The sequence below is a fragment of the Nocardioides bruguierae genome (genome assembly GCF_023554635.1).
Taxonomy (GTDB): domain Bacteria; phylum Actinomycetota; class Actinomycetes; order Propionibacteriales; family Nocardioidaceae; genus Nocardioides; species Nocardioides bruguierae.
The window spans coordinates 228,331-252,076 of sequence record NZ_JAMJPH010000020.1 but is presented as its reverse complement, the minus strand read 5'-3'; the positions used below and the strand labels follow the sequence as shown (position 1 = coordinate 252,076).

Sequence of the window (23,746 nt, the reverse complement as noted above, 5' to 3'; positions counted from 1 at the left end):
CACCAGGGAGGCGGCGGCGGATACACAGATCGGGGTATGACGCGGTAGACCGACCTGTCTACCTTCGGTCCCGTGCTCGCCCAGGACCAGCCCGTCGACTGGACGCCCAAGGCCCACGACCTGCTCGAGGCCGCCGCCGCGCTGTTCTACGAGCGGGGGATCGCGGCCGTCGGCGTCGACACGGTGGCCCAGCACGCCGGCGTCACGAAGAAGACGCTCTACGACCGGTTCGGCTCCAAGGAGCGGCTCGTCGCCGAGTACCTGCGCTCCCGGGAGGAGCAGCGACGCGCCGCGCTCGTCGCGGCGCTGGACGAGGCGCGCGACCCGGTCGAGCGGGTGGCCGCGGTCTTCGACGGCACGCGGGCCTGGGCCGCGGCGCAGCCGGTGTGGCGCGGCTGTCCGGTCGTCAACGCCCACGCCGAGATCAACACCGCCGGCCACCCGGCGTACCCGCTGGTCGCGGAGCAGAAGCGCTGGACCCTCGACCTGTTCTCGGGCCTGCTCGTCTACGCCGGCGTGCCGGCCGAGCACCGCGACGCGCTCGCCACCCAGCTGCTGGCGCTCCTGGAGGGCGCCCAGGTGGTCGTCGGCATGGGCGCGGACCCGCACGGCTTCCTCCGGGCCCGGGACGCCGGCGTGGCGCTGGTCCGGTCTGTGCTCGCCTGACCGCCCACCGGTACGCGGCCGTCTGGCCACGCCTGGCTGGGTAGCCTTCGACCGCAGTGGACGGCACGGGCAACACAGCAGGGGAGCAGGCGTGATCCAGGCGAGCGAGCGCGCGGACGGCATGACGCTCACCGGGCCCGTCGAGGTCGTCGGCACCGGGCTGCTCGGCACCTCGGTCGCGCTGGCGTGCCGCCGCGCCGGCCTGGAGGTGCTGCTCACCGACGCCTCGGCCGAGCACGTCGCGACCGCCGTCGAGCTGGGCGCCGGTCGCCCCCGGCTGCCCGAGGACGCGCCGCAGCTGGTGGTCGTGGCCGTGCCGCCGTCCGCGCTGGGGGCCGTGATCACCGACGTGCTCGTGGCGACCCTCGAGCACGGCACCGTGGTGACCGACGTCGGCTCGGTGAAGGCCGCTCCGCTGGCCGGCGTCCTCGCGGGCGCGCCGACCCAGGTGCACCGCTACGTGGGCAGCCACCCGATGGCGGGCTCGGAGCGGTCGGGGCCCTCGGCCGGCAACGCGTCTCTCTTCGAGGGCCGGCCGTGGGCCATCACCCCGCACGCGGACGCCGACGTGGCGGCCGTCGAGCTCGTGGAGCAGCTGATCAAGGTCTGCGGCGCGGTGCCCGCGTGGCAGACCCCCGCCGAGCACGACCGGGCGGTGGCGCGGATCAGCCACGTGCCGCACCTGATGTCGGCGCTGGTCGCCGGGCGGCTCTCCGGCGCGCCCGACAACCACCTGGCGCTGGCCGGCCAGGGCGTGCGCGACGTGACCCGGGTGGCCGCGGGCGACCCGCGCCTGTACGGCCAGATCGTCGGCGGGAACGCGGCGGCGGTGGTCGAGCTGCTCACCGAGGTGCGCGGGGAGCTGGACCGGCTGATCGAGGCCGTGGGCTCCGGCGACGCCGCGGCCCTGGACGGCATCCTCGAGCGGGGCGTCGACGGCACCCGCGCCATCCCGGGCAAGCACGGCGGCCCCGCGGTGCCGATGACGTCGGTGTGGGTCACGGTCTCCGACCGGGCCGGCGAGCTGGCCCGGCTGCTGGCCGACGCGGTGGCCAGCGAGGTCAGCGTGGAGGACATCCGCATCGACCACGACACCTCCCGCGAGGCCGGTCTCGTCGAGCTGGTCGTGGCGCAGCGCCGTGGCGAGCACCTCAGCGACGCTCTGGAGTCGAGAGGCTGGACCGTCCAGCGGTAGGCTCACGCCCCGTGAGCAGCGCCCCCGACCCCCAGACGCACTCGCCCAGCAGCACCTCGGAGCTCCCCCCGACCGCCGGCATCGTCGTCGCGGTCGACGGCACGTCCGGCTCGGGCAAGTCGAGCACCTGCCGCGGCGTGGCCCAGCGGCTCGGCCTGGCCTACCTCGACACCGGCGCGCAGTACCGCGCGATGACCTGGTGGATGCTCGAGCACGGCGTCGACGTGCACGACGCGGACGCCGTCGCGGCCCGCGCGGGCGAGCCCGACCTCGTCTCCGGCACCGACCCCGCCGGCCCCACCATCACGGTGGACGGCACCGACGTCTCGGCCCCGATCCGCGGCGAGGCCGTCAACGGCGCCGTGAGCCCGGTCGCGACCGTGCCGGCCGTGCGGGCCCGCCTCGTCGACCTCCAGCGCGAGACCATCGCCGCGGCCCTCGGCGGCCGCGGCATCGTCGTGGAGGGCCGCGACATCGGTTCCACGGTCGCCCCCGACGCACCGGTGAAGGTCTACCTCACCGCCGACCCGTCGGCCCGCGCGCGCCGCCGGGCGCTGGAGGAGGGCGGCTCGGACGCCGCCGCCGTCGAGGCGAGCCTGCGCAACCGCGACCAGATCGACTCCGGTCGCGCCACCAGCCCCCTGACGATCACCGACGGCGCGGTGCAGGTGGACTCCACCGACCTCACCCTCGACGAGGTCATCGGCCTGGTCAGCGGCCTGGTCGTGAGCGCGGCCACCGGCTCCGCCGTGGGGTCGTCGTGACGCTGCTGACGGGCTTCGGCTCCAAGGTCGGGCTGGGCGCGCGGGTCGGTCGACCCCTGCGGCCGCGGGAGCGCGCCGCCGTCCACACCGACCTGCCGCGTACCGACACCACGCCGTACCCCGCCCGCCACCTGCTCTACCCGCTGCGGCCGGTCTCCCGGTTCCTGGTGCGGCGCCGGTGGGACATGGGCGTCCACGGCGAGCACCGTGTGCCGCAGGGGCCGGTGATCTTCGCCGCCAACCACGTGGGGGCCTCGGACGGTCCGCTGCTGGCGATGTTCGCGCCGCTGCCGGTGCACGCCCTGACGAAGTCGGAGCTGTTCGGCGGCAAGCTGGGCACCTTCCTCCTGCACTCGGGCCAGGTCCCGCTCCAGCGGTTCGGTGCCGACACGGCGGCGATGCGCACGTGCCTGCGGGTGCTGCGCGACGGCGGCTCGGTCGGGATCTTCCCGGAGGGGCGGCGCGGCGACGGCGAGATGCGGCGCTGCCACACGGGCGTCGCCTACCTGGCGATGGTCACCGGGGCGCCGGTGGTGCCGGTGACCTTCTTCGGGACGCGGGAGCCGGGCGGTCGCAGCGGGTCGCTGCCGCCGTGGGGACGCCGCCTCGACATCGTCTTCGGCGAGCCGACCAGCGTCGAGCAGACGCCCTGGCCGCGGACCAAGGAACACGTGCACGCCACCACGGTGTTGCTCCACCGGTACCTGCGCGAGCAGCTGGCCGCCGCGAAGGCCGAGACCGGCCGTCGCCTCCCCGGGCCGCTCCCGGCCGGGGACCTCGAACCCGATCCTCTGACCGCCACCACGGTCAGCGAGCTAGGAGAAGCATGACCGAGCACGCCGACGCCCCCCTGGGCCCGGAGGGCTCCGGCCCCGATGGTCCCGGCGCCGACGGCCCGACGCCGGTCCTGGCCGTCGTGGGCCGCCCGAACGTGGGCAAGTCCACCCTGGTGAACCGCATCATCGGCCGCCGCGAGGCGGTCGTGCAGGACATCCCGGGCGTGACCCGGGACCGGATCAGCTACGACGCCGACTGGAACGGCCGGTCGTTCACGGTCGTCGACACCGGCGGCTGGGACCCGGACGCCCGCGGCCTCGCCGAGCGGATCGCGGCCCAGGCCGAGATCGCCGTGAGCCTGGCCGACGCCGTCCTGTTCGTCGTCGACGCCACCGTGGGCATCACCGACGCCGACGAGGCGGTCGTCAAGATCCTGCGCAAGGCCGGCAAGCCCGTCGTCCTGGCCGCCAACAAGACCGACGACCTGCGCACCGAGTCCGAGGCCTACGGGCTGTGGAACCTCGGCCTGGGCGAGCCGTACCCGGTCTCCGCGCTGCACGGCCGTGGGTCGGGCGACATGCTGGACGCCGTCCTGGCGGCCCTGCCCGAGACGCCGCCGATGCCCGAGGGTGTCGAGGTCGGCGGCCCGCGCCGCATCGCGCTGGTCGGCAAGCCGAACGTGGGCAAGTCCTCGCTGCTCAACAAGCTGGCCGGCGAGGAGCGCTCGGTGGTCGACAACGTCGCCGGCACCACCGTCGACCCCGTCGACGAGATGGTCGAGCTCGGCGGGCGCACCTGGCGCTTCGTCGACACCGCCGGCATCCGCAAGCGCGTGAAGGAGGCCTCGGGGCACGAGTACTACGCCTCGCTGCGCACCTCCGCCGCGATCGAGCGGGCCGAGGTCTGCGTGCTGCTGGTCGACGCCGAGCAGTCGATCTCCGAGCAGGACGTGCGCATCCTGCAGACCGTCCGCGAGTCCGGCCGCGCGCTGGTGATCGCGTTCAACAAGTGGGACCTCGTCGACGAGGAGCGCCGCTACTACCTCGAGCGCGAGGTCGAGCGGGACCTGGTGCAGGTGCAGTGGGCGCCGCGGATCAACATCACCGCCCGCACCGGCTGGCACGTCGACCGGCTCGTGCCCGCGCTCGACCGGGCCCTCGAGGGCTGGGAGACCCGCGTCGGCACCGGCGCGCTCAACACCTTCCTCGGGCGTCTCGTGGCCGAGCACCCGCACCCGGTGCGCGGCGGCAAGCAGCCGAAGATCATGTTCGCGACCCAGCCCTCCACGGCTCCGCCGACCTTCGTGCTGTTCACCTCCGGCAAGCTGGACGACGGCTACGAGCGCTACATCGAGCGGCGCCTGCGCGAGGAGTTCGGCTTCGTCGGGTCGCCGATCATCCTGCAGCAGCGCGTGCGCGAGAAGCGGAAGCGCTCGTGAGCGGCTCCGCCCCGCGCGACCCTCGCGGCACGGCGCCCGTCGCCCACTGGGACGGCGTCTACGCCGAGCGTGGTCCGCGTGACGTGTCCTGGTACGAGGAGACGCCGGCCGTCTCCGCGCGGCTCGTGCTGCGCGACGGCGTGCCTGCCTCGGTCATCGACGTGGGGGCCGGTGCGTCGACCCTGCCGGACGCCCTCCTGGACGCCGGCGTGGGCCACGTGACGCTGCTCGACCTGTCGCTGCGCGCGCTGTCGCTGACCGCCGCCCGGCTGGACGAGCGGTCCACGGCCCTGACCACCATCGCCGCCGACGTCCTGACGTACGCGTTCGAGGACGTCTTCGACGTGTGGCACGACCGGGCCGTCTTCCACTTCCTCACCTCGCCCGAGCAGCAGGCCGCCTACGTGGCCGCCGCCGCGGGCGCGGTGAGGCCCGGTGGGACGCTGGTGCTCGGCGCGTTCGCGCCCGACGGCCCGGAGTCGTGCTCCGGGCTGCCGGTGCAGCGCTGGTCCTCGTCCTCCCTCGCGGAGGCGTTCGGGTCGGCGTTCGACCTGGAGCACACCGAGCAGGCCGAGCACCACACGCCGTGGGACGCCGTGCAGCCCTTCACCTGGGTGGTGCTGCGGCGCCGCTGAGCGCTCTTCTCGATCAGTGGGTGCGTCTGCTGTCACCAGGTGGCAGCAGACGCACCCACTGTTCTCATTTTCGCAGGTTCGCTCCTAGCCTCGCGGCATGAGGCGCGTGCTCCCCGTCGTCGTCCTGGGCCTGGTCATGCCCCTGCTGGTGGCGCTGCCCGCCGCGTCCGCGCCGGTGGCGGGGTGCCGCGTGTTCCCGGCGTCGAGCTGGTGGAACACCTCCGTGCGCGGCCTGCCGGTGCACGCGCGCTCGCGGGCGTGGCTGCGCACCATCGGGACCGACGGCAGACTGCACCCCGACTTCGGGCCGAACCCCGGGGGAGTGGACTACGGCATACCCGTCACGGTCGTGGACGCCGAGCACCGGCGGGTGCGGGTCCGGTTCACCTACGCCGACGAGAGCGACCGGGTGCGGTACCCCCTCGGTCGTGACACGCGGATCGAGGGCGGGCGTCGTTCATCTGGCGATCGCCACGCGATCGTCGTGGACCGCTCCGCCTGCCGCCTCTACGAGACATGGGCGACCCGGCGCGTGGACGGCAGGTGGCGTGCCGGATCGGGCGCGGTGTGGTCGCTGCGCTCGAACGCGCTGCGGCCCGACGGGTGGACCTCCGCGGACGCGGCGGGGCTACCGATCCTGCCCGGGCTCCTGCGGTGGCGGGAGGTGCGGCGCAACCGGATCGACCACGCCATCCGCTTCACCGTGCCTGTCACCCGGCGGGCGCACCTGTGGCCCGCACGGCACGACGCCGGCTCGACCGACGCGGTCTCGGCGCCGCCGATGGGGGCGAGGTTCCGACTGCGGGCCTCCTACGACGCCTCGGACCTGGGGCGGTACGCCCGCCGCGTCGTGCGGGCCATGAAGACGTACGGGCTCGTGCTGGCCGACAACGGGTCGGCCTGGTACTTCCAGGGAGAGCGGAACGCGCACTGGCCGTCGCGCCTCGTCGCAGACCTCAAGGAGATCCCTGCGTCGGCGTTCGTGGCAGTCGACACCTCGTCGCTGCGGGTGGATCGGGACTCGATGGAGGCCCGCTGACCTGCGGATCTCCGTCGGCGGACCAAGTCGGCGTGGCCCTCGGGGGCGCCGATTCCGGGCTCGGAGAGGGTCTGTTGTAGTGTTCCCGTGCTGGTCCACCGCGATCCGGTGAACCAGCTTCGGGCTGTAGCGCAGCTTGGTAGCGCACTTGACTGGGGGTCAAGGGGTCGCAGGTTCAAATCCTGTCAGCCCGACCAAACCAAACCGCCTCTGACCTGCGGAAACGCAGACGTCAGAGGCGGTTTCTTCGTTCCGGAGCGGCCAGCGCTGCAACCCCCGCTGCAACCTCCGCTGCAACCCCCGCTGCAACCCGGCCAACAGCCCCGTCGGAGCTCGGGCCGGCATTCGCTCTCAATCCGCATCCGGGGACTCGCTGATGAGGACGATTCTCAACTCAAGGCGCTGAGCGCTGGCCTCGTAGCACTCCACGTCATCAATGGCGTCGGGTATATGCCGATCGGGCCAGGGACCGAGGAGAGTCCGTATCCGTTCAGGACGAGGTCGGATTAGTCTTCGGCTTGGGACACGTTGCCTTCTCGAAGGGTCCGGTACGACTGAGTCGGCCGAGCAGCAGACGCTGAATGGTTCCCCGCTACTCATGTGCGACGGGCCACGCCTGGATCTGGCCTCAGTCAGATGCGGCGGTCAGGTGGGCACCGTCAGTCAGGCTGACAGCACTCCGAGGCGTCCGCGTGCGCCGCGAAGTACCTCGGCCACACCGGCAGTCGTCACGGCGAGTGGTCCAACGAGCGGCACGAACAAGGTGACGAGCAGGGCCACGACCATCCTGCCCGTGCTCCACGTCCGGGTTATGCGCAAGTGCACTGACAGACAGATGGCAGTGACAAAGAGGACGGCCGAAACCGCCAGCGCAACCTGGACGGGAAGCGGAAGCAGCGGGTTCAGCTCATAGGCGTCGGACATGGTCCGAATCTTCCCACGGAGAGCTCGTACGCATGCGACTTTGACGGCAGCCGACCTCAGACTGTCTGGTCTGATGCACGAACGGGCGACGACGTGTAGCCGCTAGTTGCCTGAGTCGGCGTAGAGCTCGTCGACCCGGTCCAATGCGGCCCTACGCTCTGCGTGCGACACGTGGCCGTAGACGTTCATGGTCATCTCTAGGCTTGAGTGCCCGACGATCTCCATCGCCGTGCGGGGCGGAACGCCGAGGGACAGAAGTAGAGAAACGCATCCGTGGCGGAAGTCATGAAGCCGAACGACGCGGACCTTCGCTTCCCGGCAGGCCGCCTGAACAATTCGCGTGGTGTTTCGCGGGTCCAGCGGGGTACCGATGCCCGTGGTGAAGACGTAGCCCGTGTCCTGCCAGTCCATCCCGTGCTTGTCCCGGTCATCGGCCTGGCGCTGCTGCTGAGTCTTCATCGCTTGCACCACCAGCCCGGGCAGCGGAACCGTCCGCTGCGAGCGCGCGGTCTTCGTCGGCATGGTGATGAGGTGACCGTCGATCCGGTGCAAGCCACGGTTGATCTGGAGGGTCTCGCCCACGAGGTCGACGTCGTCCCAGCGAAGCCCGAGAGCCTCGCTGCGCCGGAGCCCGAGGAGCGCGAGAGTCACGAGGAGCGCGTAGTGTGGCCTGTCCCGGTGAAAGCGGAGGAGCTGCTTGATCTCGTCGACGTCGAGGGGCTTGACCTCGCTCTTCGGCGCCGCGGGTAGCCTCACCAACTTCGCGGGGTTGCGCTCCAGCACCTCCTCCCGGACAGCGTCCTCGAGCGCGGCACGGATGGTCGTGTGCACGTAGCGGATGGTGCGCTCGCCGGTGCCGGCCTTGCGGAGCTTGTCGTAGAAGGTCCGAAGCTGGCGGGCGGAAACCGCCTCCAGGCGACTGCGGCCGATGCCGGGGATCACGTACCGCTCGGTCATGAAGCGGTAGGTCTTGAGAGTGGTCGGGCGAACGCGGGTCGCTACGACCTGATCGAGCCACTCCCGCATGTAGACATCCACGGTGAGTCCGCTGGCCGGCTGACGCTGGCCGCGCTTCTCCTGCCTGATGACGTCGGCGATCTTCCGCTCGACCTCGCGCTTGCTGGCGCCGCTGAAGCTGCGACGAACTCGCCTGCCGTTGCTGTCGGTGACGTAGGCCTGGCCCTGCCAGGTGCCGGAGGGGCGTTTGTAGATGCTCCCGTCGCCGTTGACTGCCTTGGTCACTGGAAGGCTTCCTGGTCCATGGCGGCGACGTAGTCGGCGAGGGCACGGGCGGAGATGCGGCGGCAGCGTCCGACCTTCATGGAGCGGAGCTCGCCGGAGTTCATGAGGTTGTAGACCATGGGCCGGCCGACGTGGAGGAGCTTGGCGACGTCCTCGGGGGTGAACAGCATCGGGGGCATGTCGTCGGCGGTCAGCAGCCAGACGTTGGGCTTGATGGTGACGGTGCCGTTGACGTCGTCCACGGCCTGGCGGGCGGTGTCGAGGTTGAAGAGGTAGTCCATGAGGGGCTCCCGAGAATGGGCGGAGGGGTGCCGGTGGGGGCGTCCTCCTGACGTGGTGATGGTCTGCGGACCCGGAGGTCCGTCAAGGGCACTTCGTGCCACTACGTGGTTCGCTTCGCTCTCCCTTGACCGACCTCCGGGTCCGCAGAGATCGGCGGGTTGTCAGGAGGACGCGGGAGGTCCGGTCGACGGGGCTGCGGTCGCGAGGCCGAGCTGGGCCTTCGCGGACTGGTAGTCGGCTTGCCAGCGGATGCGTTCGGCGATGGAGCGGGTGAGCACGATCCGGTACACCGGCAGCGGGGCGTCGTGGGCGTTCCACAGCCGCCACTCGTAGCGGGGCCGGCCATCAGCTCGTTTGGTGTCGGCTGCGAGCCGGTCGAGCTCGACGGAGTCGATGCCGGCGGCTTCGAGGGTCTGACGGACGACGTCGGCGCGGTCGGCGCGGTGGTCGGTGAGTGTCTTGCCGGTCCACCGCCGCGAGACCAAGACCCGTCGTCCACCGCAGCCGAGGTGCTGCTCGTCGTGAGCCTTGCCAGGACAGGACCCCGGGAGGGCCTCGGCGGTGGCGGCGTCGGGCTGGACGCCGTAGCGCAGCCAGTTCCAGCAGCGCGGTGAGCAGGGCAGCCACCGCAGCTCGGCCAGGAGTCGGTCGACATGGGCGCGCTGCCGGCGGGTCAGGTGGGTGTCGGGGGTAGCGGGCTCGGACAGGCTCTTGCCGAGGTACTTGGTCAGGTAGGCGACGCGGCGGTCGGCGTCCTCCTCGTCGGCGACGATGCCCTGGATGTCGATCTGCTTGCCGAGCCGCATCGTGTGCGCCGGCGCGGCAGCGTCGCCCTGCTGGTCGAGGCTGTCGAGGGCCTGGGCCCAGGTGGGCAGCGGGGTGCCGGTGTCGGGGTCGACGAAGTCGGCGCCGTCCCAGACAGGGAGGGTGTGTTGCGGGTAGCGGACGACGTCGAAGGGCGGCCACCACACGTGCTGGTAGGTGGCCGAGGCGACCTGGCGGAGCAGCTCGCGGGGGATCGCTCCCCGCAGCGCGGTGTGCAGGTGGGGTGCGAGGCGGCGTTGGGCCTCGATGACGGCGAAGTACTGGACCTGGTAGCCGGTGCAGCGGCGGAGGTTCTGCCAGACGCGGTCGATGAGCTTGGGGAAGTGCAACGCGTCCAGGGCCGCGCGACGGTAGTTGTAGCGGGCCGGCGCGACCGGGGTGCCATCCGGGCGCACGCGGCCGTAGGAAGGCAGCGTGAAGGTGACGAACATCGAGGGTCGGTAGGTTCGGCCGCTGGGTGCGGTGAAGGTCTGGCCGATGGTGCGGTGGTCCATCGGGACCCGGGGGAGGTCCGGGGCGTCCTGCCTGCGACGGGTGGAGCGGACGCGGCGGTCGCCGCTGTCGCTGGACTCCGCTTCGGTGGGCTCGGCGGTCTCTTGGGCATCCTCCGAGTCGTCCTCGTCGTCTGCGGACGGAGCCTCGGGCTCGTCCTGGAGGTGCCAGCCCTCGCGACACTGCTGCATCCGCAGGACACGGTTGCGGCGGGCGCACGGCTCGCACTTGGACGCCAGGGTCGCGCCGCACGGGGTGGAGACCAGGTGCAGCTGGCCGGTGACGGTGTCGGCGACCTCGTGGACAACGGGCCGGACGCAGACACCGTGGTGCTGGGCGAGGTCGCGGAGGGTGTCGGTGGTGATGGCGCGGTCGATCATGCGGCACCCCATCCGTGCTCGGGCCCTGAGTCGTGCTGCGGAGCGTGGGCGTGGCAGCGGTGCGGGAGCGGCGTGCGGTCGCGGCCGTTCCAGAAGCCGGAGGTGACTTCGAACTCGAGGGCAGCTCGCTCGCACTCGTGGCTGACGGGGCACGTCAGGCAGATGCCGGCCATCTCGAGGCGCTGGTCGAGGCTGCGAGTAGCGGGCTCAGCGATCCATGGCAGGTCGGCGGCGTCGCGGCACCGGGCCTCAGCAAGCCACGCCGGCTCGGTCTCCCGAGCAGCTGGCTGCGAGGTGGTGGTCTGGTGGTGCACGTCAGCTCGCCTCCTGGTCGGTGCTGGTCTCGCGGGCAGGTCGACGCGGCCGACGTCCCAGGTCGTCTGTAACCAACGGCGGCACGTCGACCAGCACGGGCGTGGCGAATCGCTGGGCGACCTCGCGGATGGCGTCGTCGCTGGCGTACCCGGCGCGGACTCGCAGTGCGGGGCCGCCGTCCTCGGGGACGACGTAGGCGGTGCCGGGGACATCGCGGGTGATGCGGTGGCAGGAGGCACCGGTGGCTGCGGCCGCGTCGCCGAGGACCATGGCTGTCTCGGAGGCGTCCTTGAGCCGAAGGCCGACGGTCTGGGTGAACAGTCCACGGGAGGGGATGACCTCCTTGCGGGGGTCCTGGAGGCAGGCGATGACCACGAAGCCTGTCGCGCGCCCCTGGGAGCAGAGCAGGTTGATCGCGGCCTCGGCCCGGCGCTGGAGGTCGCGCTCGGTGCTGTAGGCGGTGAGGGCCGCGAGCTCATCGATCATCACGACGTGCAGCGGCTCGTCCTGGCTGGCCCGGTGGCTGCGGACCTTGCCGGCGTAGACCGCGTTCCGCTCGCGCATCAGGGTGACGAGGTGCTCGAGGGAGGCGACGGCGGAGCCCGGGTCGGTGGCTGTGGTGCTGAACAGCTCGCGGCCCATGAGGATCTCCATGCCGCCCTTGAGGTCGATGCCGTGCAGCAGCACGCGTCCGTCGCGGACGGCGCCGGCCAGGGCGAAGGCGAGCGACCAGAACACCGACCCCTTGCCTGCACCGGAGGAGCCGGCGACCAGGGTGTGCGGGCCGAGGGAGAGCCGCCAGGTCTCGCCGCGCTCGGTGCGGCCCAGCGGCAGCGAGGAAAGGTCGAGGACGTCGGCCCGTGCCGTGGCCGGGAACGGGCGTCGCAGCTCGTCGCCGACAGTGAGGTGCAGGACGATGTCGCGGAACCCGCGAGGTTCACAGCGGACGCGGGCGACGCCGAGGGCGGTCTGCAACGCGGGGCCGGCGGCCTCGTAGTCCTCGACCATCTGTCCGCGGACGGGGCGGACGGTGACGCGTAGGTGCGGCCAGAGGCCGGCAATGGTGCGCAGCTCGGGAAGCCCATGAGCATCCAGTCCGCGGGCGGCGGCGACGTCGGGCCAGACCTCGCGGACCTGACGCCGCCACCACCACGTGCGGGGGAGTGCCGTGGCGCGGCCGAAGGAGACCGGTCGCGTGAGCGCCCAGCAACGGAGGCCTACCGCCGTCGCGACCACACCGCAGGCCAGAGCGGCGAGCAGCGGTATCGACGGACGGGCCAGCCACACGGCAGCAACGACCACGACGAGGACGCCGGGCTGCCACCGAGCGACGCCGAGCATGCTGCGTCCCCACGACCTGATCTCCTTCAGCGCGCGCATGACGTCACGCCACGTCCGGGTCGGGGCAACGGCGCAGCTCGCCGGCGGCGGCCTGGAGGTTCTCGATGGCCTCGGTGATGGCAGAGCGGGCGACGCGGAGCATCTCCTCGGTGTCGTCCGACGGGCAGCCGGCCAGGTTGCGGAGGACGTATTGGACGAGGTCGCCGGCCTCGTCGATGCGCTTGACCAGGCGGATGAGCTCGGCTGCGGCGTCCTCGCTGTTGCGGATGCCGGTGAACATGAGCCACTCCCGAGGGGCTCCCGCGCGGCTCATCGGTTCATCACCGGGACGGTGACGGTGAGGCGGAAGCCGGCGAGACGGGCGGCCCAGCCATAGCCGCTGTCCGGGGCGTCCTCGAAGACGACGGCGTGCTCGCCGTGTCGGACGTCGCTGCCCATGTCGTCGCAGGTGTCGATGTCGGTGACGACGATGCGGACCTCGGGGAGGTCGCCGTTCTCCCAGGGCGGAGTGAGCTCGACTCGGAGGACCTGGCTCGAGGCGGAGACGATGTCGGTGACCTTGCACAGGACGTCGTGGAGGTCGCCGAGGACCCAGGAGCCCCACTCGATGTCGATGCCGAGGGCCTGCATCACGCGCTCGCCTTCTGCTCGCCGGCGGGCACCGGGGCCGGGCGGGACTTGCTGGGCTGGCGCACCTCCATGGCGCGGTAGGACCAGGCGAGACGGGAGAACTCCCCGTTCTGGTCGACGTAGGGCGTCGCGGTGAGCTTGTCGAACTCGACCGGACGGAACGGGACGCCGGGTGCGGCCTCGGGCAGGACCGGCTGGACCTTCGCGCAGATCTTCACCGAGACGGTGCGGTTGGTCTTGCGGACCTCGGGGTCGCCGTCGATCACGTCGACCTGCCACATGAGCAGACCGGTGTCGGCGTCGGCGGCCTGGATGATGTTGTCTCGGGTGGAGCGGTCGTAGTCGCGGACCGGGGTGACCTCACCGACGGCCCAGACGCCGTGCGGGAAGACAAGACCGAAGTCGACCGGGATCTTGCGGGGCATCGCCATGACGTTCTCCTGTGGTGGTTGGCGGTTTCGGTAGCCCCACCACACCGCTATCCACAGGGACGACTTCACCGTCCGACAAGGACGTCTCGGGACGCCTAAAGTAAAGAGCCCGCACCCCCTTATCGATCCCAGTCGCCTCGGGAGGCACTCATGGGAAACGAACGTCTTCGACTCGCGATCGCCGAGCACGACCTGACCACGGCGACGCTCGCAGAGCAGCTCGAGGTCGACCGCAAGACCGTGGAGCGGTGGGTATCGAGCAGCCGTGTGCCCTACCCGCGCTTCCGAACTCAGGTCAGCAAGATCCTCGGCCTGGAAGAGGCGTACCTCTGGCCGGATCGTGACCTGTCGGAGAGCCAGCTCAACCAGGCCAGCCGGCGGGAGATCGTCGAGGTCTATCCCAACCGCGGCGCCGTGCCTCATGGCTTGTGGCGTCGACTCATCGACGAAGCCTCCGAGCAGGTCGACATGCTCGTCTTCGCAGGCCTGTTCCTCGTGGACTCCCACCCGGACCTGCCCGAGCAGCTGGCACTGCGGGCGCGCGACGGCCTGCGAGCTCGCCTGGCCTACGGCGACCCGGCCTCACCGGTCGTGGAGCAGCGGGGGATCGACGAGGGGATCGGGATGGATCTCGGTGCTCGTATCCGCATCAGTCTGGCGGCAATGGCGCCGGCCGTCGGCGTCGAGGGTATCAACGTCCGCCTGCACGAGACGGTGCTCTACAACTCGATCTACCGGTTCGACGACGAGATGCTCGTCAACACGCACCTCGTGGGGTCGCCGGCGCCTCGCAACCCGGTCATCCATCTGCGTCAGGTCGAGCGCGGCCAGCTGTTCTCCCACTACCTGGAGTCCTTCGAGCACGTGTGGGAGTCAGCTGAGCCTCTGGTCGGATCTCCGGCGGCGTGACACGGTGACCGCATGGGACGACGCATCGACTACATCGACGACCCCAACGCGCCGCAGGCGAACAGCGTCGTGCCCTCAGTGGTCGCGATCGTCCAGGACGAGCAAGGTCGCGTCCTCCTGATCCACAAGACCGACAACAACCTATGGGCGCTGCCGGGCGGCGGGCACGAGATCGGTGAGTCGATCACCGACACCGTGGTTCGTGAGGTGAAGGAGGAGACCGGCTACGACGTCGTCGTCGAGCGGCTCACCGGCACCTATACCAACCCGAACCACGTCATGGCCTACGAGGACGGAGAGGTCAGGCAGCAGTTCTCCATCGCGTTCGCCGCGCGGCTCGTAGGCGGCGAAGCTCGGACGAGCTCAGAGAGCAAGCGTGTGGAGTGGGTCGACCCAACCGGCACTGAAGAACTGGAGATGCATCCGTCCATGCGACTACGCCTTCAGCACGCACTCGAGTCGTCCGAAGGTGTCCGTCTCGGTTGACCGACCAGAGGTGCGCCCAGGCAGTCGGCAGGAGCACTCTCTCGCCCCTGCGTCCCAAGACGTTCCCGTCCCCGGAAGTGCCTTTCTAACGGGCTACCGGGACGCGGACTCGCTGACGGTATGAGGATGTGCGTCGTTCCCGATTAATGTTCCGGATTCGACGAGTGTCAACAGGCCGGAGCGGCGGAATCACGCACGGAGCGACCTGGACTAGTCGGTGTATGAGTGGCGTCAGACTGCTCCGCGTACATGAGTTCACAATACGCTGAATCACTCCCTCGGAATGTGGACGTCAGTCGCAAATCAGTCCCACATTTCCACAGGCAGAATCGCGGCTAGACCGAGTTCGGAAAGAGCTTCGTGAAGTTGCCCGGTTGGAAGGCCGGCGAAGAAAGGATGGCTGGGTTTTCCGGTTTCACTCGAGAATTCCCGCGTAACAATTCCTAGAAGTCGTCCGTCGGTTGCGACGACCGGCCCTCCACTGTTGCCGGGCCGTGCGATAGCTGAGAACAGGAAGTGCCTGCCCCCGGTGAAGGCCGATACATCGGGATTCACCACCTCTCCGGTTTGCACGGTGAGACTTGCCTCTCGAGCAGTCGGTATCGGAGGGTATCCGAGCAGCGTCACGCGATCTGCCCAACCGGGGTCACGGAACACCAACCCCTGAGTTCTGCTCGCTTGTGCCACCCCCGCTACGTTCAACTCGATGACTGCAACGTCGACCTCGGGGTGAACGATCGGACCACCCACGATCCCAACCGGAATCCCGCCAAGGTGCAGTTCCTGGTCAAGGTGCATGTCGGTCACGACGTGGGCCGCCGTAAGCACATGGCGGTCGTCGAGAAGTATCCCGCTTCCTCCCAGCACTTCCCCTTCCTTCGTGCCGGTGATGTGAGCGACGTTTGACATCAACGTGTCCACGATGAGTTCAGGTCCGAGAACCGGCGTGATCCAGAGAGTCCCAAGCGCCTGGCTTGTGTGAATTCCTGTACCGACAAGGTACGTGCGTTCGAACAGTCCGGATCCTGTTGTGCCAGCCTCGACCAAGATTCCAGCCGCAGCCAGTCGTGCGACAAGCGCATCGATGTCGGCGGCTCGTCTACCTGTGGTTTCGATGCCTTCATGAGGAAGGAACAGGATGAGGTCCATAACCGATAGCGGTTCAATGCGATCGGCTGGCAGGCGTCGGTCAAGTACTCCATACACGATCTGCCGCACCTCGGCGTTCACACTGAAGAACATCGCGGCTACCTTCGCGACGGCTACAGACCATTCAAGCGGTGGCGGTGAGCGGTCGTTCATCTCGATCGACTTGCCCCTGGACGCGCTGCGGCTAATACGACGCCCGCAGGAAGTGCGTGGCCCTGTTCGGTCTGGTCGACGACGTCGCTAGGGAACAGGGCTCTACTCAATGCCATCGAACTCGCTACGCAGGAACGTCGTGTGCCAGCCTGCCCTTCGGGCACATCCACACGTTCCACGATGCGCCCGTTGCGCTCGGCGAAAGTAATCGCCTCACGAAGGTTGATTGCCTCGATCTCGGCGAACGCAAGGCTATTCTCGTCGAAACACCTGTGGCGCCTAATCAAACAAGGTTCCATTCTAACGCTCCGTTGCGGCTTGAGTAGGCGGTCGTAGATCCTGTCGATCGCCTTAGGAGGAGGCGTCGATCACGGGGTAGAAGCCAGACCGACCATTTCCAGGGTTGCCGGTAAAGTATTCAACCGTGCAGTCGGCTACGTCCATCACGGGCGGCGTCTGGTTCTCCAGCACTATCGCCTGCCCGGGATGGTCACTACTTAAGTAGTCGTAAAAGGCCCGCGCGACGGATCCGCTGAGCAGTTCGTCGTCACCATCATCCGATCTTGCCGCAACCTCTGGGGTGTCGGAACTGATGGAGTGTGGTCCGGCGGAATCGGCATCGCGGTAGGTCAGGACTGGAGTGTCGAGGGCGACGAAACCGGGGTGGGGTAGACCGCGCTTAGTGCAGAACTCGCTTAGTGCCACGCTGAAGCCGGCATGAAGGATTGAGCGCATTCCCTTACCGCGATCTTCGCGACTTCGTTGTTGCACATTAATCTGTGGTGTGCCGTCGAAGCTGAAGACGGCCTCCTCAGCGCCTGGCACATCCCATTGAGCTAGCAGATCCCGCAGCGTTCTTGAGAAGTCCTGCTGGGAGGCAAGAGTGATGCCGTGGCTGACCGTGTCGACCGGTGTGGGTCGTTCTTGGGCGACACTCGCGCGCAGTTCCTCAAGCTCGTCAACTCTCGCCCATTGCTCGATCCATCGTTCGACTTGCGAACGACGTCGGATGAGTGCGTCGAGGTCGGACCGGACCGGTCTTAGGGTATCGTCCAATTGGGCAAGTTGGTCATCGACTGCTCGAGTCGCCAATTCAATCTGCTCAAGACGGTCGCTTCGACGGTCCAGTTCGGCACGGACCGAGTCGAGTGTGAGAGTCAGGTCGCCTCGGAGCGCCTGAGTCTTTGTGGCCTCGGCATCGACTGAATCTGCAAGTTGGACGGTCTCATAGACAGCGTGCTCACGCTGTTGATGAGACGCGTCCGCTCCGCAAAATATGCAGGATTCGGTGTCGAAGTAGCCGAGCAGCGTGCCTGTCTCTTTAACAAGTGCCAACCGTTCGAGGTCGGCGGCGTACTGGGCGTCGAGCAAGGTGAACCGGTCGACCAAGGTGCGGATCTCACCAGCCTGTAGGTGACCGACCTGACGCTCCTCCTGGAGTCGTGATCGCTCGTTCACGAGACGGTCCCGGTCGGCTAGCTGAGCAGTCATCGAGCCTGAGGTCTGCTGGAACGCGGCGTTGACCCGTGCCAGGACATCGAGGCACTCCGCCCGCTCGGGGGCCCCGTCCATCTGTGAGCGCACTTGCTGAATCGCCCGGTCGAGTACCTCGACCTGACCGTGGTTAACCCGTCGGAAGGCGGCCGCGTCGTCGGCCTCGGTGAGGTCTGAGTCGTCCTCGCCCTCCAGCAACAGCTTGAACGCAGATCGCTCCGCAGTCCTCGACGTCGGACTGCCGCTCTCGACCGGTGTAAAGCGGGACTGCATCCGCTCCTCGTCGACCAGTACCAGATGCGCGATGTTGCGAAGGCTCATTGACTGGACTTGGTTGCGGACGTTTTTGCGCAGCTTGGCATCCGCAATCCCCAACTGGTCGAGGAAGAAGTAGGAGATGGTGTCGGCGTTGTCCTTGTGGTGCTGGCCAAGCAACTGGCGATCCGCGGGGCGGTTCGGGAGAACTCGCAGATCCTCATCGAAGACTGAGACGCGGCCGCCGCTCAGATCCCGCGCCAAGGTGAGCACGTGACCGTCGTCGAGCTCGACGCCCAGTAGCATCGTCCGGTAGCCGGCCGCCTCAGGCACTTCGCGCAGTTTGCGACCGCCAAGCATGAAGTCCAAGGCGTCGATGACGTAGGTCTTGCCCGTTTCGGAGGCTCCGTAGATGACCGTCAGGCGGGGCGCGAATTCAACGCTGGCGGGCGGGAGATCGGCGCCAACGGCTGTCAGGTGGACGAGTCTCATCCGAGCATCCCATCGTCGTCGGTAGGCTCCCAGACGAACTCGGTTGCCCAACCCTCGGAAACGGTGCGAACACGGTCCCGGACCTGGTCCGTGTCGAGATCACCGAACTCGTCGACAGCCCATGTGGCGACCTCCCCAAGGGCGCTCAGAAGGGGTGAGTCGAGCAACCGAAGGAAGGGCGCGGCTTCCTCACCTGCGCGGTAGGTCATGCCTTCCTCCGACGTCACCAAGTCCACCATGCCGGCTCGTGCCATGAGCTGGACGCCGTGGTCGAGGACCGTACGTTTAAGACCGAGTTCCCCGCTGCGGTTCGGGACTGCCGGAAGCACGCTCGGAGGTCCCCCGAGGTCGGCGCTATGCAGGAGGCAGTAGTCAACAAGTACGAGGCGGTCGAGATCAAGCGTCCGTGGGAACGCCGCGGCCAGCACGACCAAGGTCCGCAGTCCCAGCTCTAGCGGACTATTCAGGGGCTGCATGACACCACCGCAACTTGTCCTCGTTGGCGAGCTGGTGGCAGATGCCTGTGCGATCTCGGACGGCGAGCACCGGAAGCAGCCCGTTTGAGGTGATGGCCAGTCCCTGGGCTGCCTTCGTTACCTCGACCAGCCGCTGGAGCCCGTCTGCGTGGCCGAAGTCGTGCGTGTCGATCACTCCGTCGAGTATGTCCTGCTGGAGGGCTGCGAACGTGCCTTCCGGGACGGAGTCTCGTGCGAAGACCCTCAGTGCCTCGGCGCTGTAGAAGGCCACGCGCTGCCGCAAGAAATGGGCACCGACGTGCTCATGCTCGGTGGCATCTGGGGCGGTGAAGGTATTGCCGTGGCGCTCGCTGTAGGCCTGCAAGAGCTGCGCGATGTAACGCTGCTCCTCATCTGTGGGGTCCGTTGAGGGCTCGGGTGGGGCGGGTCGGGTGGGCAACTCAACACCGAACCTGGCCGCGTGCCATCGGGTGCTGGCGTGTGCCTCAACGAGCTCGTGGAGTTCCACCGTTCCAAATATGCTGAAGTCGATGTCTGCGATGAAGGCCAAAACTGTTTCCAGTGAGTACCGGCCGAGTTGCGGCGCGAGAGTGCTTTTGTCCTTGGTGATTGCCTTGGCGAGTTCCGACTTCAGTTTCGTTGGAGAATGGATCACGCCTGCCAAAGTTGTCCCGACTCCATGCGGGGCGGCGAACCTGTAGCTCCGCGGCCACGTGTAATGGCCGGACAGCGTACCGACTATGACCTTCACAATCTCCGGGTAGGCGTCGCTGGGGAGCAGGGCTTTCCCGTAGTGCTTGCACTGGTAGCAGTCCCACGGGCCGTCAAAACCAGTGGCACTAGCGAACCCAGCAACGTCCACGCCGTGGTCGTGGGCCCCACCGCTACGCATGACTTGCTGGTAACTCAACGTGGTGGCCCACTCAAGCACGAACTCCTCCCACTGAACATCGTCGTAGAGCGAGATGCGCTTCTCGGGCGTGAGCGACAGATGGCTCGGCATCGGGGCCCAAGCGTGCGCATCAAGAACCGTGGGTCGTTGGATCGGCGCCATTGGCACCGCAGCGTCACCTGCCCCCTCAAGCGACTGCTCAGTCACTGCACCTCCTCATGCGCTACCGCAGGATGCCACAATGCTCCGGCTGAACCACTGCGCCAAGAACTCTAGGCGTGGATGACATCGGGATGCCGGCGATCGGCGCATGCTGCGGCTGCGAGCGGGTCGAGGTTTCGCCGATCATCAGATGGCGCTCGGTCATACATTCCGCTGGCCTTGCGGGGAAGCCGCGTCATTCTGGGTGGTAGGCAGCCGGTCTCGGGTCGGCGACATCAAACTGTCCCGGAAGCCGAACCCCGATCGGCGAGTACATGCCGTCGGCCAAGGCCGGGGGTCGCGGTGGTGGATGCGCTTGCGAGCTCCGCTGGACCAGCCGCTGCTGGAACTCCCCGCTGGCAGTAGCCGATCCCTTAGTTGTCGCTCCAGCAGACCCGCTCCCGGAGGACCCGGTGACCGATCCCGTGGCGTTCGATCGGAGCCCCGAGCTGGATTCGCCTGCGGCGACGGCGACGGTGGGCTTACCTTCCGGCGGTAAGGATTCACTTCACGAAAGGGGCACTTGGATGGCCCGACACTTCATCGGCTCTGCAGCGGTCGCGGCGCTCATGGTCGGCTCGCTGACCGCAGTTGCGGCGCCGGCCCAGGCAGCGACGGACTTCGCGAACTGCGACGCGATGCACAAGGTCTACAAGTACGGCGTTGCCAAGTCGAAGCGGGCCGCGAAGCGGCAGGTGCGCTCCGGGCACTACCGGCCCGCGGTCCGGCTCAAGGTCTACCGGGCGAACACCGAGAGCGACGCCGACAAGGACGGCACCGCTTGCGAGGTCACTGCCTGAGCGACGGCCGCGAGCGGGGAGCCCGGCCTCCGCGTCACACGGGGAGAAACGCTGGGAAGCCGGGCCACGGCCCCTCGGAACCATGGGATACTCGAGGCCACTGAGACTACGACTGTGCCGAGCCCGGTGAATAGTCCCCAGCGAGGTGTGCGCGTGGCCCAGCGCCGGGGCCGGGGACAGGCGACCCGGGCCAGGCCACGCGGCGTGCCGGCGCGATGGGGGAGGCCGTGCACGCGAGCAACCCGCGCGGTGACCGGTCTCGGGTCCGTTCACCGCGCGGGCTGTACAGCCATCCTAGACGATGGTCCAGCCCCCTACCCGTTGCGCTGGCAATGGAATGGCTGTGAGCGCATGGTGGACGACGCCGGTCCGTTGCCGAGGATCAACAGGGGGGTCGGCGAGCCGGCCTAGTGACCGCGGCCCGGGATGCGAAGAGTGGGCTTCCCGGGTCGCGGTCCACTGCCAACAGCGTCGTCAGACGACTCTGACGCCGATCGCCCGCGCGCAGGCTGCCCGGAGGGCGCCTTGCGACCGTTCGACTGCTCGAGCCACGGGATGTTGGGGCTCGTACCGAGCCAGGATCTCGCGCACGCGGGTGTCAACGTCGACGGGTACCCCCTGAGGTCCGGTCGTCATGTCGGCACAGGTGAGCTGATCGAGCAGGGCTTGGTCTGGCACGTCGAAGGCGAGCAGCCGCCCGGTCAGCCCACGTTCTTCCGCTTCGACCCAGGCGCCGCTGTGGTGGGCCACGAGGGCAACAACCTCGCGAGGAGCGCCATGCAGGTCCAGGTAGGAGGCGCCGTCGATCGCGTGCATGCCTGTGGCGGCGTTCGGCACGCCGTAGCCGATGTCGTGCAGCCAGGCGGCGCCGACGACGGTCTCCGATGCGCCAAGGTCGACGGCTCGCCGTGCCACTCCCTGCACGTGCAGCCAGCGGTCACCGGCGTCGCCGAGCAGTTCCTCGGCGAGGGCTCGGCACTCCGCGACGCTCCAGGTGGACACGGTTCGAGCGTAACCAGGGCATGGAGCCGCGGCTGGGCGTGTGGTTGCCGAATTGCTCTCTACTAGATCAAGGCGCCGGCTGCGCCGGCGCCCGCGGCGGGCTCCGGGCGTGCGGCCTCCGGCCGGTCCCTGCGCTCGCCGCGCCACCTGCTCACTCAACCCAGACCAGCCGAGCTGGGTAGGACTCGGCACTCGCCGCCACGCCGGTGAACATCCATCTGAAGTACGCCTCCTCCGTCACGACGCGGACGACCTGGCGGCCATCGGCATCCCGCTCGAGCTCGCTCACCGCCCGGACGTCGTAGACGAACCCGTCTGGACGCGACAGGACGACGCGCTTGCCCCGCAAGGTGGGCTCATCGCGTGCAGGACGCGGCGTCCGAGGTGGGGGAGCGCCGAAGTAGGGGAGGTGGTCGGTACTCATGGCACGTCAGCGGGAGCGACGGTCACCGACAACCAGGGAGCGGCGCACCGCGGTTCGGCCAGGCGCAGGTAGTCGGGATCTCGATTGACCGCGACGGACCCGCAGGAGGCTGCTCCCTCGTCGAACCCGGACCGGGCCAGCGCAGCCCTGCTCGCGGCAATGAGGGGTGGGTATCCGGCGGACGTCATGGCGTTGAGCAGTTGGCGCAAGGCCCGAGCATGCGTGCCGGCGAGGACGGGGAGGGTTCCGGCGTCCGTGCGAAGCATCGCCCACGTGGCCTCGCCGCCCGCCTTGCCTGGCCCCGAGCGCAGGAGTGACAGCACGTCGGCGTTCCAGACGATCAGTGGTCCCTTGCCGCCGCCGATGGTGCTCCACGGTGCGGCGAGGGGTGCCAGGTTGGTGGCGTCGAGGGCCACGAGGACGTCGGGTGAGCGGTTGAGTGCTTGAACGAGACTCGTGCGTGCGCCGGTCGGGATCACGGCGACTCTGAGCTGCTCAAGGCTGGGCGGTTCAGCATCCACGACGGGGACGGCCGAACCGCGGTCAGATCCGACGTGCTCGAGCAGCCAGTCCGTGGGGTCGACCGGGTCACCGTCGCCGGGTCTGACCTCGAAGTGGAGGTGGCAGCCCGTGGAGTTGCCCAGGTCGCCGACGGCGCCGATGACCTGGCCGGCGGATACCTGCTGACCGTCCTCGACCTCGATGGCCTGCATGTGGGCGTACCAGGTCACGACGGAACCGGAGTCGATCTCGACCAGCCACGTCCCGGCCCAGGCCTCGGTCGTGTCCACCTGCACCACACCGGACGTGGCCGCCAGCACGGTCCCGCCGCAGGCCGTGGAGAAGTCGGTGCCGGTGTGCGTGGTGGACCAGAAGCTGCTGACGCCGCCGAAGTTCTCCTGGTCGACGTAGGAGGTGCCTGGGGCGAGCGGGAAGACGACATCGCCATCAGCGACGGTGACGCCGCAGGTCGCCGGGTCGATGCTCCCGAAGTAGCCGGTGAGCTCGGTGCCGGCAGAGCTCGAGCCGTTGACGAGGGCCTCGGCCAGGGGAACGTCATCGTCGTAGGCGTCGGGGTACGCGGACCTCTGAACCTGCTGGCCGGCGTCACCGATCTCCATGTCTTGCCAGCCCGGCACGGCGAGCAGGTGCTGGTAGAAGAGGCGGGCGGACGTCGCGGGGTCCATGAGCTCCTGCATGGAGCCCCACCAGGGCCACTGCTGTTGGAACACGCCGAGCGATCCGTGGTCGCTCCCGACCGCGGTGTGCGGCAGGTCGAGGGACCGTTCGATGCCTGCCTGGTCTGGCTGCAGCTCGCCGGTCCCGTCGTTCGCGTAGACCGTGAAGCGTGACTCCTGTGCGGCGACCGCGAGTGCCACGACCTGCCCGCGAGCACTGACGCCCAGCCGTCGTCCCTCAGTGACGATGGTCGCCGCGATCGCGCGTTGGGCGTCGTCGAGACCTTGGGTCGCAGATGAACCCGCGAGCACGACGTCGCCCGAGGTGCAGGACGAGTCACTGTCGTTGCTGCCACCCATCACCGACATCACCATGACCGCTGGGAGACCGATCAGCGTGATGCCGCCGATGACCGCGGTGGTGATGACCAGGGCGACGCCGAGACGCGACATGCCAGG

General features: G+C 68.9%; 26 protein-coding genes and 1 tRNA gene. 11 read left to right on the top strand and 16 right to left on the bottom strand.

What is annotated here, in order from left to right:
* The first annotated feature begins 72 nt into the window (after nt 1-72).
* The 8 genes from M8316_RS11680 (at nt 73) to M8316_RS11645 (ending at nt 6,711) form a co-directional block, all read left to right on the top strand.
* A complete protein-coding gene (locus M8316_RS11680; RefSeq protein ID WP_250054737.1) occupies nt 73-666 on the top strand; it encodes a TetR/AcrR family transcriptional regulator in 594 nt (197 codons plus the stop codon).
* Between the two features lie 91 nt (nt 667-757).
* Complete coding sequence (locus M8316_RS11675; protein ID WP_250054735.1) at nt 758-1,861, top strand: prephenate dehydrogenase; 1,104 nt, start codon at nt 758-760, stop codon at nt 1,859-1,861.
* Between the two features lie 11 nt (nt 1,862-1,872).
* Nucleotides 1,873-2,625 (top strand): (d)CMP kinase, encoded by a 753-nt coding sequence (cmk, locus tag M8316_RS11670; RefSeq protein WP_308196008.1) that lies wholly within the window; start codon nt 1,873-1,875, stop codon nt 2,623-2,625.
* A complete protein-coding gene (locus M8316_RS11665) occupies nt 2,622-3,455 on the top strand; it encodes a lysophospholipid acyltransferase family protein (protein WP_250054733.1) in 834 nt (277 codons plus the stop codon). Before cmk ends, M8316_RS11665 begins: the two co-directional genes overlap by 4 nt.
* The gene (gene der, locus M8316_RS11660; protein ID WP_250054731.1) at nt 3,452-4,840 is read left to right on the top strand and encodes a ribosome biogenesis GTPase Der; all 1,389 of its coding nucleotides are present in this window, start codon (nt 3,452-3,454) and stop codon (nt 4,838-4,840) included. The genes M8316_RS11665 and der overlap by 4 nt, the downstream gene beginning before the upstream one ends.
* Nucleotides 4,837-5,475, top strand: coding sequence for a class I SAM-dependent methyltransferase (locus M8316_RS11655; RefSeq protein ID WP_250054729.1), 639 nt, complete (start codon nt 4,837-4,839; stop codon nt 5,473-5,475). Before der ends, M8316_RS11655 begins: the two co-directional genes overlap by 4 nt.
* A 97-nt stretch (nt 5,476-5,572) precedes the next feature.
* The gene (locus tag M8316_RS11650) at nt 5,573-6,514 is read left to right on the top strand and encodes a hypothetical protein (RefSeq protein WP_250054728.1); all 942 of its coding nucleotides are present in this window, start codon (nt 5,573-5,575) and stop codon (nt 6,512-6,514) included.
* Nucleotides 6,515-6,634: 120 nt separating this feature from the next.
* Nucleotides 6,635-6,711 (top strand) — tRNA-Pro (locus tag M8316_RS11645).
* A 466-nt stretch (nt 6,712-7,177) separates the two neighbouring features.
* On the opposite strand, the gene M8316_RS11640 is transcribed toward M8316_RS11645, so the two are convergent.
* The 9 genes from M8316_RS11640 to M8316_RS11605 all read right to left on the bottom strand — a co-directional run bounded on the left by M8316_RS11640 (nt 7,178) and on the right by M8316_RS11605 (nt 13,376).
* Entirely contained in the window at nt 7,178-7,438 is a 261-nt protein-coding gene (locus M8316_RS11640) for a hypothetical protein (RefSeq protein ID WP_250054726.1), read from the bottom strand.
* Nucleotides 7,439-7,540: 102 nt separating this feature from the next.
* Nucleotides 7,541-8,680 (bottom strand): tyrosine-type recombinase/integrase, encoded by a 1,140-nt coding sequence (locus M8316_RS11635; RefSeq protein WP_250054724.1) that lies wholly within the window; start codon nt 8,678-8,680, stop codon nt 7,541-7,543.
* Nucleotides 8,677-8,961, bottom strand: a complete 285-nt coding sequence (locus M8316_RS11630; RefSeq protein ID WP_250054723.1) for a helix-turn-helix domain-containing protein — start codon at nt 8,959-8,961, stop codon at nt 8,677-8,679. The genes M8316_RS11635 and M8316_RS11630 overlap by 4 nt, the downstream gene beginning before the upstream one ends.
* Before the next feature lie 162 nt (nt 8,962-9,123).
* On the bottom strand, nt 9,124-10,659 hold the full coding sequence (locus tag M8316_RS11625; RefSeq protein WP_250054722.1) for a replication initiator: 1,536 nt from the start codon (nt 10,657-10,659) through the stop codon (nt 9,124-9,126).
* Nucleotides 10,656-10,973, bottom strand: coding sequence for a WhiB family transcriptional regulator (locus tag M8316_RS21290; RefSeq protein ID WP_372490583.1), 318 nt, complete (start codon nt 10,971-10,973; stop codon nt 10,656-10,658). The genes M8316_RS11625 and M8316_RS21290 overlap by 4 nt, the downstream gene beginning before the upstream one ends.
* Before the next feature lies 1 nt (nt 10,974).
* Nucleotides 10,975-12,354 carry an FtsK/SpoIIIE domain-containing protein gene (locus M8316_RS11620; protein ID WP_250054721.1) on the bottom strand — a complete coding sequence of 460 codons (1,380 nt, stop codon included), beginning with the start codon at nt 12,352-12,354 and terminating at the stop codon, nt 10,975-10,977.
* A gap of 4 nt (nt 12,355-12,358) precedes the next feature.
* Complete coding sequence (locus M8316_RS11615) at nt 12,359-12,628, bottom strand: hypothetical protein (protein WP_250054720.1); 270 nt, start codon at nt 12,626-12,628, stop codon at nt 12,359-12,361.
* Nucleotides 12,625-12,948, bottom strand: coding sequence for a hypothetical protein (locus M8316_RS11610; RefSeq protein WP_250054719.1), 324 nt, complete (start codon nt 12,946-12,948; stop codon nt 12,625-12,627). Before M8316_RS11610 ends, M8316_RS11615 begins: the two co-directional genes overlap by 4 nt.
* Entirely contained in the window at nt 12,945-13,376 is a 432-nt protein-coding gene (locus M8316_RS11605) for a plasmid replication, integration and excision activator (RefSeq protein WP_136567747.1), read from the bottom strand. The genes M8316_RS11610 and M8316_RS11605 overlap by 4 nt, the downstream gene beginning before the upstream one ends.
* A 150-nt stretch (nt 13,377-13,526) precedes the next feature.
* Between M8316_RS11605 and M8316_RS11600 the strand changes: the two genes are divergently transcribed.
* Together M8316_RS11600 and M8316_RS11595 are read left to right on the top strand one after the other, a co-directional pair.
* Nucleotides 13,527-14,285, top strand: coding sequence for a helix-turn-helix domain-containing protein (locus tag M8316_RS11600; protein ID WP_250054718.1), 759 nt, complete (start codon nt 13,527-13,529; stop codon nt 14,283-14,285).
* Between the two features lie 12 nt (nt 14,286-14,297).
* The gene (locus M8316_RS11595) at nt 14,298-14,771 is read left to right on the top strand and encodes an NUDIX hydrolase (RefSeq protein ID WP_250054717.1); all 474 of its coding nucleotides are present in this window, start codon (nt 14,298-14,300) and stop codon (nt 14,769-14,771) included.
* 303 nt (nt 14,772-15,074) lie between these two features.
* On the opposite strand, the gene M8316_RS11590 is transcribed toward M8316_RS11595, so the two are convergent.
* The 4 genes from M8316_RS11590 to M8316_RS11575 all read right to left on the bottom strand — a co-directional run bounded on the left by M8316_RS11590 (nt 15,075) and on the right by M8316_RS11575 (nt 19,889).
* Nucleotides 15,075-16,013, bottom strand: coding sequence for a S1 family peptidase (locus M8316_RS11590; protein ID WP_250054715.1), 939 nt, complete (start codon nt 16,011-16,013; stop codon nt 15,075-15,077).
* A gap of 411 nt (nt 16,014-16,424) precedes the next feature.
* A complete protein-coding gene (locus tag M8316_RS11585) occupies nt 16,425-18,314 on the bottom strand; it encodes an ATP-binding protein (RefSeq protein WP_250054713.1) in 1,890 nt (629 codons plus the stop codon).
* A complete protein-coding gene (locus M8316_RS11580; RefSeq protein ID WP_250054710.1) occupies nt 18,311-18,790 on the bottom strand; it encodes an ABC-three component system middle component 2 in 480 nt (159 codons plus the stop codon). Before M8316_RS11580 ends, M8316_RS11585 begins: the two co-directional genes overlap by 4 nt.
* Entirely contained in the window at nt 18,774-19,889 is a 1,116-nt protein-coding gene (locus M8316_RS11575) for an ABC-three component system protein (RefSeq protein WP_250054708.1), read from the bottom strand. The genes M8316_RS11580 and M8316_RS11575 overlap by 17 nt, the downstream gene beginning before the upstream one ends.
* A gap of 521 nt (nt 19,890-20,410) precedes the next feature.
* On the opposite strand from M8316_RS11575, the gene M8316_RS11570 reads away from it, so the two are divergent.
* Nucleotides 20,411-20,683, top strand: a complete 273-nt coding sequence (locus M8316_RS11570) for an excalibur calcium-binding domain-containing protein (protein ID WP_250054706.1) — start codon at nt 20,411-20,413, stop codon at nt 20,681-20,683.
* Nucleotides 20,684-21,157: 474 nt separating this feature from the next.
* Here the strand turns inward: M8316_RS11570 and M8316_RS11565 are convergent, their stop codons facing one another.
* The 3 genes from M8316_RS11565 to M8316_RS11555 all read right to left on the bottom strand — a co-directional run bounded on the left by M8316_RS11565 (nt 21,158) and on the right by M8316_RS11555 (nt 23,740).
* The gene (locus M8316_RS11565) at nt 21,158-21,685 is read right to left on the bottom strand and encodes an HD domain-containing protein (protein WP_250054704.1); all 528 of its coding nucleotides are present in this window, start codon (nt 21,683-21,685) and stop codon (nt 21,158-21,160) included.
* A gap of 151 nt (nt 21,686-21,836) precedes the next feature.
* On the bottom strand, nt 21,837-21,974 hold the full coding sequence (locus M8316_RS11560; protein ID WP_250054702.1) for a hypothetical protein: 138 nt from the start codon (nt 21,972-21,974) through the stop codon (nt 21,837-21,839).
* A gap of 131 nt (nt 21,975-22,105) precedes the next feature.
* Nucleotides 22,106-23,740, bottom strand: coding sequence for a M23 family metallopeptidase (locus M8316_RS11555; protein WP_250054700.1), 1,635 nt, complete (start codon nt 23,738-23,740; stop codon nt 22,106-22,108).
* Between the last annotated feature and the right edge of the window lie 6 nt (nt 23,741-23,746).